We start from the raw sequence: 15,685 nt of genomic DNA, 5'->3' as shown, positions 1-15,685 counted from the left end.
ATCACTAATTATGTTGCGTATGCAACAAAATAATAAGAGGGTGTGCGTACAATGACTGAGAAAAAAGAAGTGCTGCGCGAGATCGGCATGATCGCACGTTGTTTGGATTCCATCAGCAATGTTGAATTTCAACATTTGAACCTCTCTCGTGGACAGTATTTGTATCTGTATCGCATATGCGAGAACCCTGGCATCATTCCTAACCAGCTGGCTGAGATGATCAAAGTGGACCGCACCACGGCAGCCAGAGCGATCAGCAAGTTGGAGGCAGACGGGTTTATCGTCAAGAAGTCGGCATTGGGTAATAAAAAGAACAAGCAATTATATCCAACAGAGGCCGGACTGGATGCCTGGGCTTTTATTCAAAAAGAGGGAGTGCACTCCGACCAGGTTACGCTGGAAGGACTGACAGAGGAAGAGATTGAGCTGGCGGTCAACCTTCTGCGGCGGATGCGTCATAATATTGAAGTCGATTGGAAGTTTGTCAAAAAAGGCGGCCGCCGGGCCTACATGAACGAGTCCGAATGAGCAGAGCCCCTATCCTTGATTCCTGCATCCCAGACCATAGCCGAGCTTATTTCAAGGAAAAGAATCAATATTCCACAGGATTAATCGCACAGGAGGCAATCATGAAGAGCATCAAGCGTAGAAGACTGACGTGGCTGGTGGCACTATCCGTTATTGCAGTCAGTATTATAGCCTTGTCGTTTCTGTACATGAAGGAGAGGTTTGTGATGAACGAGGTGTCCCCGACGGTGGCATTTGTCCAGAACCATATGACCAATCCGAATGGCACGCTGGCTTCCTATTTGCAGGATGCTGCTTCAGAGCAGGCAGACATTGTTGCCGGCAGGGAGGCGTTGTCGGAATCACTGGGTTTGTGGATGCAATATGCGGTGGCCAAGAACGATCAGTCATTGTTTGAACAGAGCTATGAACTGCTCACGACTTATTTTCTAATGCCTCAAAAGTATATTGCCTGGAAACTGGACAAGGAAGGCAAGTCCCACGTAACGACGAATGCACTGGGTGATGATTTTCGAATTATAGACGCATTATTAAAGGCTGCGGATCAATGGGAACAGGGCAGAGATGCGAAGTTGACCACGGCTGCCGAGATCTCTCGTACCTTGAGCCAATCCGTACAGAATGAAGGATACTTTGTTGATTTTCATGACTTTGCAGGAGGGTATTCCCCGGATACGTTGAGCTTGGTATATGTGGACTTACCGGCTCTCGAGCAGATGGAGAAACACGAGATGCTGCAGCCTGGGACATACGCCAAGTATGAGAATTTGCTTCGAAACATGCCCGATGACGGAGTATTCTATCCCAAAACATTCAACGTTGTAACCGAGGAGTATACTTATGATGACAAGGTAAACCTGATCGATCAGCTCATCGTAGCGAACCACCTGGCCCAGACCAGCCGGGAACCGGATAAGTTGATTTCTTTTTTGAAAAAGGAATTTAAAGTCCGTCATCAGCTGCCCGGACAGTATGTTCGTAACAATCGTGCACCTGCGGTAAACTATGAATCGCCTTCCGTATATGGACTGGCCATCTTGCTTGCCGTGCGCACTGGTGATCCAAAATGGGCCAAACAGCTGTATAACCATATGATCACGATGCGTGGTCAGGATGGGGCTTATCCGGGAGGATATGTGTTTGATGGGAACACCCATATGTTTGATAATCTGTTCCCTTTGCTTGGAGAGACTGAATTACAGAAGTTCCTTAAAAAGTAATAGATTTGTATTCTTATTTGGGTATAGATATGATAGGATACCATTGTCTAATGATGTCATAAATTGGCGGATTACTAGAAGACATAACTTAAACCATCGGAGAGAAGGAAACTATGAGAAACAAAGCACCTATCCAGCGTATCGCATGGGGATATGCCAGTCTGATTGGATTAGCTGTTATTCAGCAGCTCGTCATTTATCTCAAAATCTACATGAATCAGAGTTTTACCACGCTTGATGTCATATTCAGCATTGTGTCGCTTGGCGCGCTGGTCCTTGGTTTTGTGATACCTGTCGGAGTGTCTGTTGTTGCCGGGTTTGTATACCTGGTTTCTTATTTTGTATGGCTTGTGACCTACGCGAACGTGGATGTACTGACGTTCTCATGGTGGCTGCTGATTCCGGCCAATGTGGCAGTTGCTGCCTTCATTAAAGCCAGTCTGGTTCGAAGCGCACGTGTGATGGAGCGACTGCAGGAACTGCAGGATCGCAATCCTGAGCTGGATCTGGATACCACCCTCGGCAATAAGGAGGCCCTTGCAGATACGGTTATCAAGCAGAGTAACCTGGCAAGAAGATACTCGGAGCAGTATGGATTCAGCATGGCCATGTTCAAGATTGAATTTCTGCCGCTGGTCCTTGAATCACTCGGATCCGTCCGGTATGCACAGTTTCTGCTTGAGCTGTCGAACACCATTCAGAAGCAAATTCGGTTCGAAGATTATAAATTTTTTGTAGACCGGGGACGGTTCGTCATTCTCTGTCCGATGACCAATGTAGAATATTTGCCTGTGCTTACAGCAAGGATCAAAAAGGCTATGATGGATCTGCAATTTATCGATAAAAAGGGAAACGAGCTGCAGACGGTTATTCGCTCCGGTGCCCTTGTTTTTCAGAAGGAACAGTTCAGTAAATACGAGGATATCGATGCTGTAATTGCTGCACTAGAACGGAATACAGAGACAGATCTCATTGGAGAATACATCTAGATGCAGGAGGAGGCATAGTCCGGTGAATTATTTAACATGGTTTGTTCCGCTCTGCATTATCGTCAGCAGCTTTTTCATGATTACCATACTTATTTTAACCGTTGCAACGCTGCGTTTTCGAGGGAAGATTAACAGGAAATATGATCGGAGGAAGTTGAATGGCTGATTTCCTGCTGCTGATGTCCATTCTTAGTATCTGGATATCGGTCACTGAATCTATTGTCATTATGGCCGGGGCTATTCGATTCATCAATAAACAAGAGAAAAAGGGAATTCAAATCCCGGAGAACATGGATGACTATCCAACGGTAACGGTTATGGTGCCTGCACATAACGAAGGTGTAGTTATCGTTTCCACGGTTGAGCATATTCTGCGTCTGAACTATCCCGAACATAAAGTTCAGGTCATCGTCATCGCAGATAATTGCACGGATGATACAGCTGAACGGCTGAAGACGCTTAAAGCTAAGAGCAGCTATGCAGACCGGGATTTCACGATTCTGGAGCGGAAAGGAACAGGAGGGAAATCCGGGGCCCTGAATGATGGTCTAGAACTTGCCTGGGGCGAATGGATCTGCATTTATGATGCAGATGCGGCACCGGAACGAAATGCATTAATGTTTCTGACACAGAAAGCGCTGGAGAATCCAGAGAAGCATGGTGCTGTATTTGGACGTAATAAGGCTCGTAACCGGGGGCAGAATTTTCTCTCCCGCTGTATTAATCTGGAGCTTGTAACCGTTCAGCGCGTTCACCACACCGGGCTATGGGAGTTATTCAAACTCGGGACGATTCCAGGCACCAACTATATCATTAAGGCCAATCTGATTCGCGAAATTGGCGGATGGGATCCCGACGCCATTACAGAAGATACGGCAGTTTCATTTGATATTCTTACCCGTGGTCAGCTTATTGCATTAGCGCCGCAAGCGGAAGCCTATCAGCAGGAGCCAGAGCAGCTGAAAGTGTATATGAAACAGCGCCAGCGCTGGTCCAAGGGAAACTATCAGGTCGTTATTGATAATATTAAGCATCTGTTCGACCGTACAAGCTGGAGAATTAAACTCCATGTCCTGTACTATGCTGCGAGTTATTTCTGGTTTATGATTGCCATTATTGTTTCGGATATTATCTTTGTTTCTAACCTTGTATACCAAGTTATCGCACTGTTTAATCCCAACGTTATTTCTCCATTCCAGTTCTCCGGAGACGTATACGTATATCTGGTTATCGCTTGGGCACTTATGTATTACATTTATGTACTGCAAATTAATCTGGCGCTCTCCGCGGATATTGGACAGAGCAATACCCAAAACTTCATTGTGGCTTGCCTTTCCTACTTCACATATGCCCAGTTGTTTCTGGTTATCTCTGTTAAGGCATTTGTCTCTCTCATTGGGGACAAGCTGTTCCGCAGAGAAACCAAATGGTATAAAACGCAGCGATTCGGCTGAGTTCATTCATGTTAAAACAAAGGCTGTTTCTGACCTGTTCAGAGGCAGTCCTTTTTTTATGGAAGAACACGTGCACAATAGGTATAATCTTTCGGAGAATACGAATGGAGGGCTGCGTAGTGAGCGAACATGGATCCGATTTTTATGGCAGCGCCAATATTTCTTGAATGAGGAAACCTATCTGCGCAGACAGCGAATTCCGCTGTTTTTGTTCCTCTCTCTGCAAGCAAATAACACACAGCATGCTGTGGATAGATGGAATAACCTGAAGCAGCCAAGAAACCTATCCACATGTGGATAAGTTTTTTGGCTGTTTAGGAACTCAGGCTGTGTGCAGAGGAGCTATTTATTAACGGCTGCTCTCACATAGACACGATCTCCATGCTGATCTACATCTACAGGCGCTTCAAAAAAGTTACTCAACACTTCGGTGTTCATCACCTCAGAGGTTAACCCGCTGCTCACAACCTCACCTCGCCGAAGCAGGAGACTATGACTAAATATGGGCAGAATCTCTTCGGTATGGTGGGTCACGTAGATCAGGGAAGGAGAGTCTGGTCTCTGCGATAATTCGCCGATACTCTCCAGCAGCCGCTCACGGGAGAATAGATCAAGCCCATTGCAGGGCTCGTCCAAAATAAGAATGCGCGGATTCGCCATCAGGGCTCTGGCAATAAGAAGCTTCTGCTTCTCGCCCTGTGAACAGGTTCGATATTCTCGATCCCACAAGTGCTGACAGCCAAGAGTGGTCATCAGTTCCCGGGCCTGATCCAGATCCTCATCGGATAGCTTGTCATAGAGACCAATTGTGGCATGCTTGCCGCTAATGACGACATATTGGGTTCGGTCCGTTCCATGTAATTTTTCCTGGAGCGAGGAGCTAACCCAGCCGATGGTTTTACGCAGTTCACGCAGGTCGACCTCTCCATAGGGATGTCCAAGCACCGAAATCGTGCCTTCGGTAGGCCAGAGATAACCCGTGATCATGTTAAGCAGCGTGGTCTTGCCAGAGCCGTTGAGGCCGAGCAGTGCCCAGTGTTCTCCATCATTAACCTGCCAGCTGACATCATTCAGCAGGGTGATCGGTCCCCTTTTCCAAGTCACGTGCTGTACATCAATAATCATGTCGTATTCCTTCCTTCTGTTTAACCTCTGTCTCGATTATCCTGACCTTATTGTAGTCACAAAATTACTGACGTTTCAATGTATTAGGCCGTTTTTGGTCGATCTCGGCGCAGGAATACAGCACACACCCCGAGTAGGGGCAAGAAGGAACATAGCTTGATGACGAATGAAATGCTGGTCACATCAATCAGCGAACCGAGCACAACAGACCCAAGTCCCGCCATGCCGAACGACAAGCCGAAGAACAATCCGGACACCGTTCCGATATGACGTGGCAGTAGTTCCTGCGCATACACAATAATGACGCTGAAGCCTGACATGAGAATTAGTCCAATGATGCCGCATAATACCATGGATAGAGCAGGTCCGGCATATGGCAGCAGTAATGAAAATGGTGCGGTACCCGCGATGGAGAACCAGATCATCGGTTTACGTCCGTAACGATCAGCCAGCGGGCCGCCGAGCAAGGTTCCGATCATCCCCGCAAATTGTAGAATGAACAGACAGATCTGTGCCTGCGAAAGAGGCAGGTTGTACGCATCCGCGTAATAAAAGGCATAGTACCCGCTCATGCCGGCAATATATACAAATTTGGAAAACAGCAGCAGGATGAGGATCCCCATTGTAAAAGCGATAAATCCCCTACTTGCAGGCTGGGAAGTAGGCTGCCCGATGCGATTGGACTGTACAGGCTGCTGCTGAAGGGTGTGTTTTTCTCCCAGCTTGTCTCTGTACCAACGGCTAACGGAAGACTGGATAACAATCCCGATGAGGGCAAAACCCATCAACCATAAGAAACTAAGCTGCCCGTGTGGCAGCAGAATAAAGGCAACGAGCAATGGCGCGAGGGCTTGACCCGTGTTGCCACCGACCTGGAAGATGGACTGTGCCATTCCGCGTCCGCGACCAGCTGCCAGATGGGCGACACGTGAGGACTCGGGATGGAGAATGGACGAGCCTATGCCAATCAATGCTGCGGAAACAAGCAGCATCCATAACTCGGAAGACAAGGCGAAGCCGAGAACACCAATCAGGGAGAATAACATGCCTCCGGGAAGCAGGATCGGCATCGGCTTGCGATCAGACATATAACCGATCAGCGGTTGTAGAACAGATGCGGTAATGTTCAATGTGAAGGCAATCCAGCCCATTTGAGCGAAACTGAGCTGCATGGTTTGCTGGAACAGCGGGAAGGCAGACGGAACAACGGTCTGCATCGCATCATTCAGCAAATGGGCGAAGCTGACTCCGGCAAGCGCCCAGTTGGCGGAGTGATTGATTTGCATTTTGCTTACAGCGGCTTGAGCCACGGGAGATCACCTCGAATTATTTTTTTACCATGATAAAAGATCCAGGCAGCTATTGTCTTTGCGAAAAGTGCTTGGAAAGTGAGCACGATTTGCTATAATGTCTGCAGGTGAGGAAACGATGGAATTAAACATGACGTTGAATGGATTGGAATTGTGGAAGGCTTCAGGTGGTTTCTCCAATGAACCCCATGTGCATGATGACTGGTATCAGGTTACGTTGCCAGTAAGAGGCGAGTGTCATCTGGTGCAGGAACAGCAGGCTTATCCTCTGCAAGCAGGACAGGGCATAATTGCCCATCCCCAGATGGAGCACTTTTTCGAGATTGGTTCAGATTCAGCAGTTATCGTTATCAAGTTCCGTAATCCACCAAGAGGTGGCTTGGGGGATTTAGATCGAAGAAGGGCGCAGACCGAATTTCGGCCCACACAAATCTTCGACCCTTCTGAAATCAGCAGACTTTTCCGAGGTTGGAGCGCCCTTTTGCTGGATGACGCGCCTGAATCGTTGCAAATACAGGAAATCGAACTAGCCGTAGAGGCATATCTTTCACAAGTGCTGTCTGGTGGACAACAGAATAGAGGTAGCCTGACGGTAGCAACTGCAGGAATTGATGCCACTGGGGGTGCTGGGTCGAATCTGGTTTGCGAGCAACTTCAGAATTGGTTTGAGCGAACAACCAGCAACGGAAGCGCGTTCATTGACCCCCATCTCCGGCGCGTGCTGGAGTATATACACAGTGACTATACAAGTTCGATGGACATTGATTCCATGGCGGCAATAGCGCATCAGAGCAGATATCATTTTATGCGCTCCTTCAAAGCATTGACAGGTTCAACACCGTATCAGTATGTGCTGCATTTGCGTGTGGAGGAAGCAACCAGACGACTGCGTCTTACGACAGATTCAGTGACCACAATTAGCTTTCGGCTGGGATTCTCCAATGTCAGTCAGTTCTATAGAGTGTTTCAGCGAATAAAGGGTGTAACACCGATGGAGTATCGGAACCAGATGTAGAATTGGAATACGTACAGGAAATGGATCTGCATATGAATGGTTACCTAGTTGCTGCGGAGGGGAGCGGTGATTTTGCTACGATTCAGGCTGCGATTGACGCCATACCGGACCAAAATAGCGGTAAGTTTGTTGTTCGTATTAGACCAGGTGTCTATGTTGAGAAGCTGCATATCGAGAAGCCGTGGGCAACCATTTTGAATGAGCAGCAGGCAGGGGAATATTCATTATCTAGGGTGCTATCCGGAGAGGATGATTGGGCACCCTTTGTGAAGCTTAATAATAGCTAGTTCCTCAGGAGGTAACGTTTTACTACCTGTTGCAGGAGCTTATAAAAGGCTGTCTTTCAAGTCCGTTAGGGGCTTGGCAGACAGCCTTTTTTTTGCAGCATATTCAATTTTCGCCCTCCAAAAGAATAATTTATCCCTTATCTCATTTGCAGTTTACTGATTAAATACAATTGAGGATCTGTAAATTCCCTGTAAAATCTGGATGTCATTAATTTCAAACGTAAATTGAGGGAAGATCCGATGTCGAAGAGAGGAGGAGGTTACAAACGTAAATCTGGATCACGAATTAAGCCCTATCGTTGCAGATCACATGCCAGTGTACGGAGAAGCTTTTGCAAGGTGAACACAAGCTGAGTACAGGAGGGATTTTGCTTGAATCAAGCTGTTCGAGTCCGCCCGGTTATCATAGTCGCTTTGGCATTTCTTCTGATCATTTCTTGGTTTGCACCAAGAGCAGACGCCGCTGCCCAGTGGCAGGCCGGCACCGCATACAAGAAAGGAGACCTCGTAACATATCAAAACAAAAATTATGAATGCATTCAGTCCCATACGGCTTTGAACGGCTGGGAGCCTCCTCTAGTTCCTGCACTGTGGACGTATGTTGGGGATGGTCCCGGGGAGGGAGGAGAGACACCTGTTCCGGATACAACCCCACCCTCCATTCCTGCAGGCTTAACCTCATCTTCGATCACGGGAACCTCAGTCCAGCTTACCTGGAATGCATCCACGGATAATGTGGGAGTGACCGGATATGACGTGTACCAAAATGGGGCTCTCGTGAAGAGCACCTCAGCTGTAACAACGACAATAAGTGGGCTAACCAGCGGCACTGCTTATGTTTTTACAGTAAAAGCAAAAGATGCTGCAGGCAATGTGTCTGCTGCAAGCAATCCCCTTAGTGTTACGACTTCCACCGGAACTCCGAATCCAGGGCCAATCGGTAACAAATGGCTGATCGGCTACTGGCACAACTTCGATAATGGCTCTACCAATATTAGACTTCGCAACGTGTCCACAGCTTACGACATCATTAATGTCTCATTTGCCGAACCGGTTTCGCACGGCAGCGGCACGCTCGCTTTTACTCCGTATAACGCAACGACGGCCGAATTCAAATCGGATATTGCCTATCTTCAGAGTCAGGGAAAAAAAGTACTGCTGTCCATGGGAGGAGCCAATGGAACGATTGAGCTTACCGATGCAGGCAAGAGGCAGCAGTTCGAGGAGTCACTTAAATCCATTATTTCGACTTATGGTTTCAATGGTCTTGATATCGACCTAGAAGGAAGCTCCCTCTCCCTGAATGCAGGGGATACCGATTTCCGTAATCCGACGACACCCAAGATCGTTAATCTCATCCAGGGTGTCAAGGCGGTCAAGTCACATTTTGGCAGTGAGTTCATACTTACAGCAGCACCGGAGACGGCTTATGTCCAAGGTGGTTATCTGTCCTATGGCGGTCCCTGGGGGGCATATCTGCCGGTAATTCATGCCTTGCGTAACGACCTGACGTTGCTCCACGTGCAGCACTACAATAGTGGCTCCATGGTCGGGCTGGACGGACGCTCCTACGCTCAGGGGACAGCAGATTTCCACGTAGCCATGGCCGAGATGCTGCTTCAGGGCTTTCAGGTAGGTGGAAGCTCGGGTTCATTCTTCAGTCCATTGCGTCTGGATCAGATTGCGATCGGTGTACCGGCATCCCAGCAGGCAGCCGGTGGGGGCTATACAACACCTGCCGAGCTGCAGAAGGCATTGAATTACTTGATCAAGGGTGTATCCTACGGCGGTTCTTATACCTTGCGCCAACCCGCGGGATATCCGGGCCTTAAGGGCATTATGACCTGGTCCATTAACTGGGATGCATATACAAACCATCAATTTTCAAACGCACATCGTTCGTATTTGAACGGGCTCAGCACGCAAACGACGAAGGAGGTTGTGTACTAATGTCATATAAAGCCAAACCCATGGATTTCAAAAAAGTCGGTAAGGTTCTCCTCGGTCTGGTCCTGCTCTTATCTGTCATCATCCCTTCATTTATACTTCAATCCCGAACGGCCGAAGCAGCGGATGCCTATAAAATTGTTGGTTACTATCCTGCCTGGGCGGCATACGGACGAAACTACAATGTAACGGATATTGATCCCACCAAGGTGACGCATATCAACTATGCCTTTGCCGATATTTGCTGGAACGGCATTCATGGAAATCCAGATCCTTCGGGCCCCAATCCGGTGACTTGGAGCTGCCAGAATGAGAAGAGCCAGACAATCAACGTACCGAATGGAACGATTGTTTTGGGAGACCCCTGGATCGACACAGGCAAACAATTTGCAGGGGACACATGGGATCAGCCCTATGCAGGGAATATCAATCAGCTCAACAAGCTGAAGCAGGTCAATCCGAATCTGAAAACAATCATCTCCATTGGAGGATGGACGTGGTCCAACCGTTTCTCTGATGTAGCCGCAACATCAGCTACCCGTGAGGTCTTTGCCAACTCTGCCGTCGATTTTCTGCGGAAATACAACTTTGACGGGGTGGATCTCGACTGGGAATACCCGGTATCAGGCGGGCTGGATGGTAACAGCAAACGTCCAGAAGATAAGCAAAATTATACCCTTCTCCTAAGCAAAATCCGCGAGAAGCTGGATGCAGCGGAAGCCGCTGACGGCAAAGAGTATCTGCTTACGATTGCAAGCGGAGCATCTCCAACCTATGCTGCCAATACGGAGCTTGCGAACATCGCTTCCATCGTAGACTGGATTAACATCATGACCTACGATTTTAACGGAGCCTGGCAGAAAATCAGTGCACACAATGCACCACTGAATGCGGATCCTGCCGCTGCAAGTGCAGGAGTACCGGATAGTAATACATTTAATGTGGCTGCCGGAGCACAAGGGCATCTGAATGCAGGAGTACCGGCTGCCAAGCTGGTGCTGGGTGTTCCATTTTACGGTCGGGGCTGGGATGGATGCGCACAGGCGAATAACGGCCAGTATCAAACGTGTTCGGGTGGTTCTTCTATAGGAACTTGGGAGGCAGGTTCCTTTGACTTTTATGATCTGGAAGCGAACTACATTAATAAAAATGGATACACACGCTATTGGAACGATACAGCCAAAGTACCGTTTCTGTATAACGCCTCCAACAAACGCTTCATCAGCTATGACGATGCGGAGTCCATCGGACACAAAACCGCATATATCAAGAGCAAAGGGCTTGGCGGAGCAATGTTCTGGGAGCTCAGTGGGGACCGCAACAAGACACTCCAAAACAAGTTGAAATCGGATCTGTCAACCGGAGGCACAGTGCCTCCTGCGGATACGACGGCACCGAGTGTACCGGGTAATGCCCGTTCGACAGGAGTAACCGCAAATTCCGTAACCTTGGCCTGGAATGCTTCGACGGATAACGTTGGCGTTACCGGTTATAACGTTTACAATGGCACTACTCTTGTGACTTCCGTTACTGGAACAACTGCAACAATTAGCGGGCTTGCACCAGGTACTTCCTATACCTTCACGGTAAAAGCAAAGGATGCCGCAGGTAATCTATCCGCAGCTAGTAATAGCGTTACGGTAAGCACTACGGTTCAGCCGGGGGGAGATACCCAAGCACCAACCGTGCCGACGAACCTCACATCAACTGCAAAAACATCATCCACGGTCACCCTTAGCTGGGCAGCCTCCACGGACAACGTTGGTGTAACCGGATATGAGGTATACAACGGAACCGTTTTGGTGACAACCGTTAGTGGAACATCGGCAACTGTTACAGGCCTGGCGGCAGACACCTCTTATACTTTTACAGTAAAAGCGAAGGATGCGGCAGGCAACGTGTCTGCTGCGAGCAGTGCCTTGACGGTGAAAACCGAAGTGGGTACGACGAATCCCGGCGTTTCCGCTTGGCAGGCTAATACGGCTTATGTCGTAGGGCAGCTGGTTACGTATAATGGAAAAACGTATAAATGCCTGCAATCCCATACCTCCTTAACGGGGTGGGAACCTTCCAATGTGGCTGCATTGTGGCAGCTTCAAACGTAATATACCTGTAAAAGAGACACTCCTGATAAACTCGGAGCGTCCTCTATGTGATAAGGTTTTTCCTTGAGAAGGATTGCAAACCGCAATACACAAAAGCCCCCATACCTCGCATAGGGCGAGGGAATGGAGGCTTTTTGCTTCATTTAAATTAGAAATCAAAGTTGTCCGGGTCTGGTCCAACACGAACATCTTCGTTGAGGGCGCTGATTCGATCCATCTCGTCGTTGGACAATTCAAAGTCGAAGATGGAAGAGTTCTCAATGATCCGATTTTCCTTAGTGGACTTCGGAATGGTGATGACACCGTTTTGCAGATCCCAGCGCAGGATGACTTGTGCCACGGATTTGCCTTTGGCTGAAGCAATCTCAGTAAGTACCGTGTTGTCCAGCAGTTGACCCTGCATCAGCGGGGACCAGGCTTCAAGCTGAATACCATGTTTCTCACAGAAGGCTTTCAGTTCAACCTGAGTAAGGCGAGGATGATACTCGACTTGGTTAACCATCGGTTTCACTTGGGCATCCTGCATCAGGTCTTCAAGGTGATGGATCTGGAAGTTGCTTACACCAATCGCTTTGATACGTCCTGCAGCATAAAGCTCTTCCATCGCTTTCCATGCACCTTTGTATTTGCCTGCTTTTGGCCAGTGAATCAGGTACAGATCCAGATATTCCAGACCGAGCTTGTTCAAAGTTGTATCGAAGGCTGCAAGAGTCTCTTCATATCCAAGGTCTGCAGTCCAGGCTTTGGATGTGACGAACAGTTCTTCGCGCTTCAGGTTGTTTTCTTTCAATGCTTCGGCAATCGCCTGTCCAACACCGGATTCGTTACCATATATTGCGGCAGTATCAATGCTGCGGTAGCCATGCTGAATTGCTTTTTTAACCGCTTCGATCAATTCTGCGCCTTCTTCTACCTTAAATACCCCTAGTCCAAACCAAGGCATTTGAACGCCGTTATGCAAAGCTACTGTAGATTGTAAGTGTTGTGCTGTCATGTGATGTCCTCCTAAGTGTGTTCGTAATTCAAAAAAAGTAATTCTCAAAACGTTCAATCTGATCCCCCAAAATTAAATGAGGGTAGATTAAATAGGGTCCAACGTACTATAATACTATACCATGCGAAACCGGTTCCTTTAAATAAAGGCTTCCTGAGTCGCTGAACGTGATCCGTCTGAGAATTGAAATTATTCGGTGTAGCCCGTTCTCATATCGAATGCTTATGCAACTGATGATCTGCGTTCAAGGACTCTGGCCCATCCTGTCAGGAGAACGGCGGCAAGAACCATAATTGCTCCAACCCAAGTCGTATGCACGAGCCCAATGGAGTCGGTAATGACCCCGCCCAGGTATGCGCCTATGGCAATACCCGCATTAAAGGCAGCGATGTTGAATGCAGAAGCTACATCTTTAGCTTGTGGTGCATAGCGTTCTGCAAGCGTGACGACATACATCTGAAGTCCGGGTACATTCATGAAGGCAAGCAGACCCATGCCGAGAATGGTGAGCAGTGCTGCCAGCTTGAACGGTACGGTAAAGTACAGTATGCCCAGAATGATGGTCTGAACGATAAACATATAAAATAATGCCTTCAGCGGATTGCGGTTGGCCGCTTTGCCCCCAATGATATTGCCGATCGCAATGGCGATCCCGTATAACAATAGAATGGCAGCCACAGTTTTCTCGGAATATCCGCTGATATCATGCAGAAGCGGAGACAGGTACGTGAAAACGACGAAAGTCCCTCCATACCCGACCGCTGTGATCGCAAACGCCAGCAGCAGCCTTCCTCCCGTTACAAGCTTCAATTGGTCACGGAATGCTGTGCGTGTTCCGCGCTGCAGGGTGGAAGGAACAAGTACCATATTACCAATAAAGGCAATGATGCCGACAATAACAATGAGAATAAAAGCAGCACGCCAGCCTAAGTGTTGACCGATCAGTGTACCCAGAGGCACCCCGGTCACAGTAGCGATGGTCAGGCCCGAGAACATGATGGCAATGGCACTGGCCCGGCGGTTTGCTGGCACGAGATCAGCTGCAATAGTGGAACCGATGGACATAAACACCCCATGTGACAGGGCTGAAATAATCCGGGCTATAAGCAGCATAGTGATGCCACTGGATAGCGCGGCCATCGTATTGCCTGCAATGAAAACAACCATGATGGCCATCAACAGTGTCTTGCGTGACACGGTTGAAGTTAATGAGGTCAGGATGGGCGCCCCGAAGGTTACACCGAGTGCATATAAAGTAACGGTCAGTCCCGCTGTAGTTACGGAAATGCCCAGGTCACCCGCAATGAGTGGCAGCAGTCCAACACTGATAAACTCAGTGGTGCCGATGGCAAATGCACTAATGGCCAGTGCGAGTAGGGCCCAGGTGCTGCGTTTTGAATCTTGTACCATGTTTCTTGTTCAACTCCCCGAATGTAGATTTACGTACCGGCAAATGCTATTATGAATTATTCGGTATAAAATGAATAGTACGTACTTTTTAGTACCATACGTACTTTTTGGTGCCTATATAGCTAATCTTGGTAAGTTCATCAGATGATTAGGGGAGGAAGCATATAATGAACAGAAAAAAATACAATATCTCGGTCGAGGCTACGCTTGAGGTGATCGGCGGCAAATGGAAGTGTGTCATTCTCTGTCATCTCACGCATGGCAAAAAGCGCACCAGTGATCTTAAGCGTATTATGCCCGCCATTACCCAAAAGATGTTAACCCAACAGCTCCGGGAGCTGGAGGATGACGGAATCGTGAACCGGATTGTCTATAATCAGGTCCCGCCCAAGGTAGAGTATGAGCTCAGTGAATATGGCTGGAGTCTGGAGCCGATTCTGAATGCACTATGCAATTGGGGAGAGCAGCACATCGTAAAGGAGTACGGAGACAAATCAGCAATGCTCGAGGACAATGGACTGAACCATTTTGATTCGGATGAGAACAAGGAGCTGATCAAGCAATGATTTACGAGATTTTGCATGAGGGTGCTTTTGCCATGCTCAAGGTTCGTTTGCAGCGCGGAGAGCGATTCAAGGCTGAGAGCGGCGCCATGGTATCCATGACGCCAACGGTTCAGCTAAAGGGGTCAGCGGAAGGCGGTATGTTTGCCGGCATTGGAAGAATGATCAGCGGTGAGAAATTTTTCTTTCAAGAGTTAACCGCTGCCGGAGGGCCTGCAGAAATTTTGTTGTCACCTTCCACCATGGGCGGTGTTGAGGCTGTTGAACTGGATGGCTCCTATTCGCTGTATGTGCAGAAGGATGGCTTTTTGGCGGGGACGGAAGGCATCCAGGTAAATAGTAAAATGCAAAACCTGAAGAAAGGCCTCTTCTCGGGAGAGGGTTTCTTCATTATTGAGATCAGCGGAAGAGGCACGGTATTCCTGTCCTCTTATGGTGCAATTCACGCCGTTCATCTGGCAGCTGGAGAAGAAGTCATTGTGGATAACGCACACCTGGTTGCCTGGCCTCAATATATGGAGTATCATATCGAAAAAGCATCGCAGGGCTGGTTATCCAGTGTGACCAGTGGTGAAGGACTGGTATGCCGATTCAGAGGCGAGGGCACAGTCCTGATCCAGAGCCGCAATCCGCAGGGATTCGGACAATGGGTGAAGCAGTTCATCCCTTCTCGCTGACGATCAGTCAGCCATCCGATTATCTCTACAGTGCACGGCATACAACAAGTCCCAAGGCATC

General features: G+C 48.4%; 16 protein-coding genes. 12 read left to right on the top strand and 4 right to left on the bottom strand.

All coding sequences use genetic code 11. The annotated features are described in order from the left end of the window. Positions 1–51: 51 nt before the first annotated feature. The 6 genes from CHH60_RS16985 (at position 52) to CHH60_RS29830 (ending at position 4,492) form a co-directional block, all read left to right on the top strand. Positions 52–528 (top strand): MarR family winged helix-turn-helix transcriptional regulator, encoded by a 477-nt coding sequence (locus CHH60_RS16985; protein ID WP_095360229.1) that lies wholly within the window; start codon positions 52–54, stop codon positions 526–528. 101 nt (positions 529–629) lie between these two features. Then, complete coding sequence (locus tag CHH60_RS16980) at positions 630–1,748, top strand: glycosyl hydrolase family 8 (protein ID WP_095360228.1); 1,119 nt, start codon at positions 630–632, stop codon at positions 1,746–1,748. A 113-nt stretch (positions 1,749–1,861) separates the two neighbouring features. After that, the gene (locus CHH60_RS16975; protein ID WP_095360227.1) at positions 1,862–2,737 is read left to right on the top strand and encodes a diguanylate cyclase domain-containing protein; all 876 of its coding nucleotides are present in this window, start codon (positions 1,862–1,864) and stop codon (positions 2,735–2,737) included. 22 nt (positions 2,738–2,759) lie between these two features. Beyond that, positions 2,760–2,903, top strand: coding sequence for a hypothetical protein (locus CHH60_RS29835; RefSeq protein ID WP_164764216.1), 144 nt, complete (start codon positions 2,760–2,762; stop codon positions 2,901–2,903). Continuing rightward, the gene (locus tag CHH60_RS16970; protein WP_095360226.1) at positions 2,896–4,191 is read left to right on the top strand and encodes a glycosyltransferase family 2 protein; all 1,296 of its coding nucleotides are present in this window, start codon (positions 2,896–2,898) and stop codon (positions 4,189–4,191) included. The genes CHH60_RS29835 and CHH60_RS16970 overlap by 8 nt, the downstream gene beginning before the upstream one ends. Before the next feature lie 58 nt (positions 4,192–4,249). Next, entirely contained in the window at positions 4,250–4,492 is a 243-nt protein-coding gene (locus CHH60_RS29830) for a hypothetical protein (RefSeq protein WP_176476097.1), read from the top strand. Positions 4,493–4,533: 41 nt separating this feature from the next. On the opposite strand, the gene CHH60_RS16965 is transcribed toward CHH60_RS29830, so the two are convergent. Then, positions 4,534–5,316: an ABC transporter ATP-binding protein gene (locus tag CHH60_RS16965; RefSeq protein ID WP_095360225.1), complete on the bottom strand. Its 783-nt coding sequence runs from the start codon at positions 5,314–5,316 to the stop codon at positions 4,534–4,536. An 83-nt stretch (positions 5,317–5,399) separates the two neighbouring features. After that, positions 5,400–6,626 (bottom strand): MFS transporter, encoded by a 1,227-nt coding sequence (locus CHH60_RS16960; RefSeq protein WP_095360224.1) that lies wholly within the window; start codon positions 6,624–6,626, stop codon positions 5,400–5,402. 118 nt (positions 6,627–6,744) lie between these two features. On the opposite strand from CHH60_RS16960, the gene CHH60_RS16955 reads away from it, so the two are divergent. The 4 genes from CHH60_RS16955 (at position 6,745) to CHH60_RS16940 (ending at position 11,980) form a co-directional block, all read left to right on the top strand. Beyond that, complete coding sequence (locus CHH60_RS16955) at positions 6,745–7,641, top strand: helix-turn-helix domain-containing protein (protein ID WP_217989994.1); 897 nt, start codon at positions 6,745–6,747, stop codon at positions 7,639–7,641. A gap of 2 nt (positions 7,642–7,643) precedes the next feature. Continuing rightward, positions 7,644–7,928 (top strand): pectinesterase family protein, encoded by a 285-nt coding sequence (locus tag CHH60_RS16950; protein ID WP_095360222.1) that lies wholly within the window; start codon positions 7,644–7,646, stop codon positions 7,926–7,928. 372 nt (positions 7,929–8,300) lie between these two features. Next, a complete protein-coding gene (locus tag CHH60_RS16945) occupies positions 8,301–9,878 on the top strand; it encodes a chitinase (protein ID WP_095360221.1) in 1,578 nt (525 codons plus the stop codon). Next, entirely contained in the window at positions 9,878–11,980 is a 2,103-nt protein-coding gene (locus tag CHH60_RS16940) for a glycosyl hydrolase family 18 protein (RefSeq protein ID WP_095360220.1), read from the top strand. Before CHH60_RS16945 ends, CHH60_RS16940 begins: the two co-directional genes overlap by 1 nt. Before the next feature lie 148 nt (positions 11,981–12,128). On the opposite strand, the gene CHH60_RS16935 is transcribed toward CHH60_RS16940, so the two are convergent. Beyond that, positions 12,129–12,974 (bottom strand): aldo/keto reductase, encoded by an 846-nt coding sequence (locus tag CHH60_RS16935; protein WP_095360219.1) that lies wholly within the window; start codon positions 12,972–12,974, stop codon positions 12,129–12,131. Between the two features lie 222 nt (positions 12,975–13,196). Further along, positions 13,197–14,384, bottom strand: coding sequence for an MFS transporter (locus tag CHH60_RS16930; protein WP_095360218.1), 1,188 nt, complete (start codon positions 14,382–14,384; stop codon positions 13,197–13,199). A 167-nt stretch (positions 14,385–14,551) separates the two neighbouring features. On the opposite strand from CHH60_RS16930, the gene CHH60_RS16925 reads away from it, so the two are divergent. Continuing rightward, positions 14,552–14,950 (top strand): winged helix-turn-helix transcriptional regulator, encoded by a 399-nt coding sequence (locus CHH60_RS16925; RefSeq protein ID WP_095290738.1) that lies wholly within the window; start codon positions 14,552–14,554, stop codon positions 14,948–14,950. Then, positions 14,947–15,624: a TIGR00266 family protein gene (locus CHH60_RS16920; protein WP_095360217.1), complete on the top strand. Its 678-nt coding sequence runs from the start codon at positions 14,947–14,949 to the stop codon at positions 15,622–15,624. The genes CHH60_RS16925 and CHH60_RS16920 overlap by 4 nt, the downstream gene beginning before the upstream one ends. The last annotated feature ends 61 nt before the right edge of the window (positions 15,625–15,685 follow it).

Source organism: Paenibacillus sp. 7523-1 (assembly GCF_002276415.1).
Taxonomy (GTDB): domain Bacteria; phylum Bacillota; class Bacilli; order Paenibacillales; family Paenibacillaceae; genus Paenibacillus; species Paenibacillus illinoisensis_A.
Note: the sequence above shows the minus strand (reverse complement) of the source record. Positions and strands in the feature narration are given on the sequence as shown.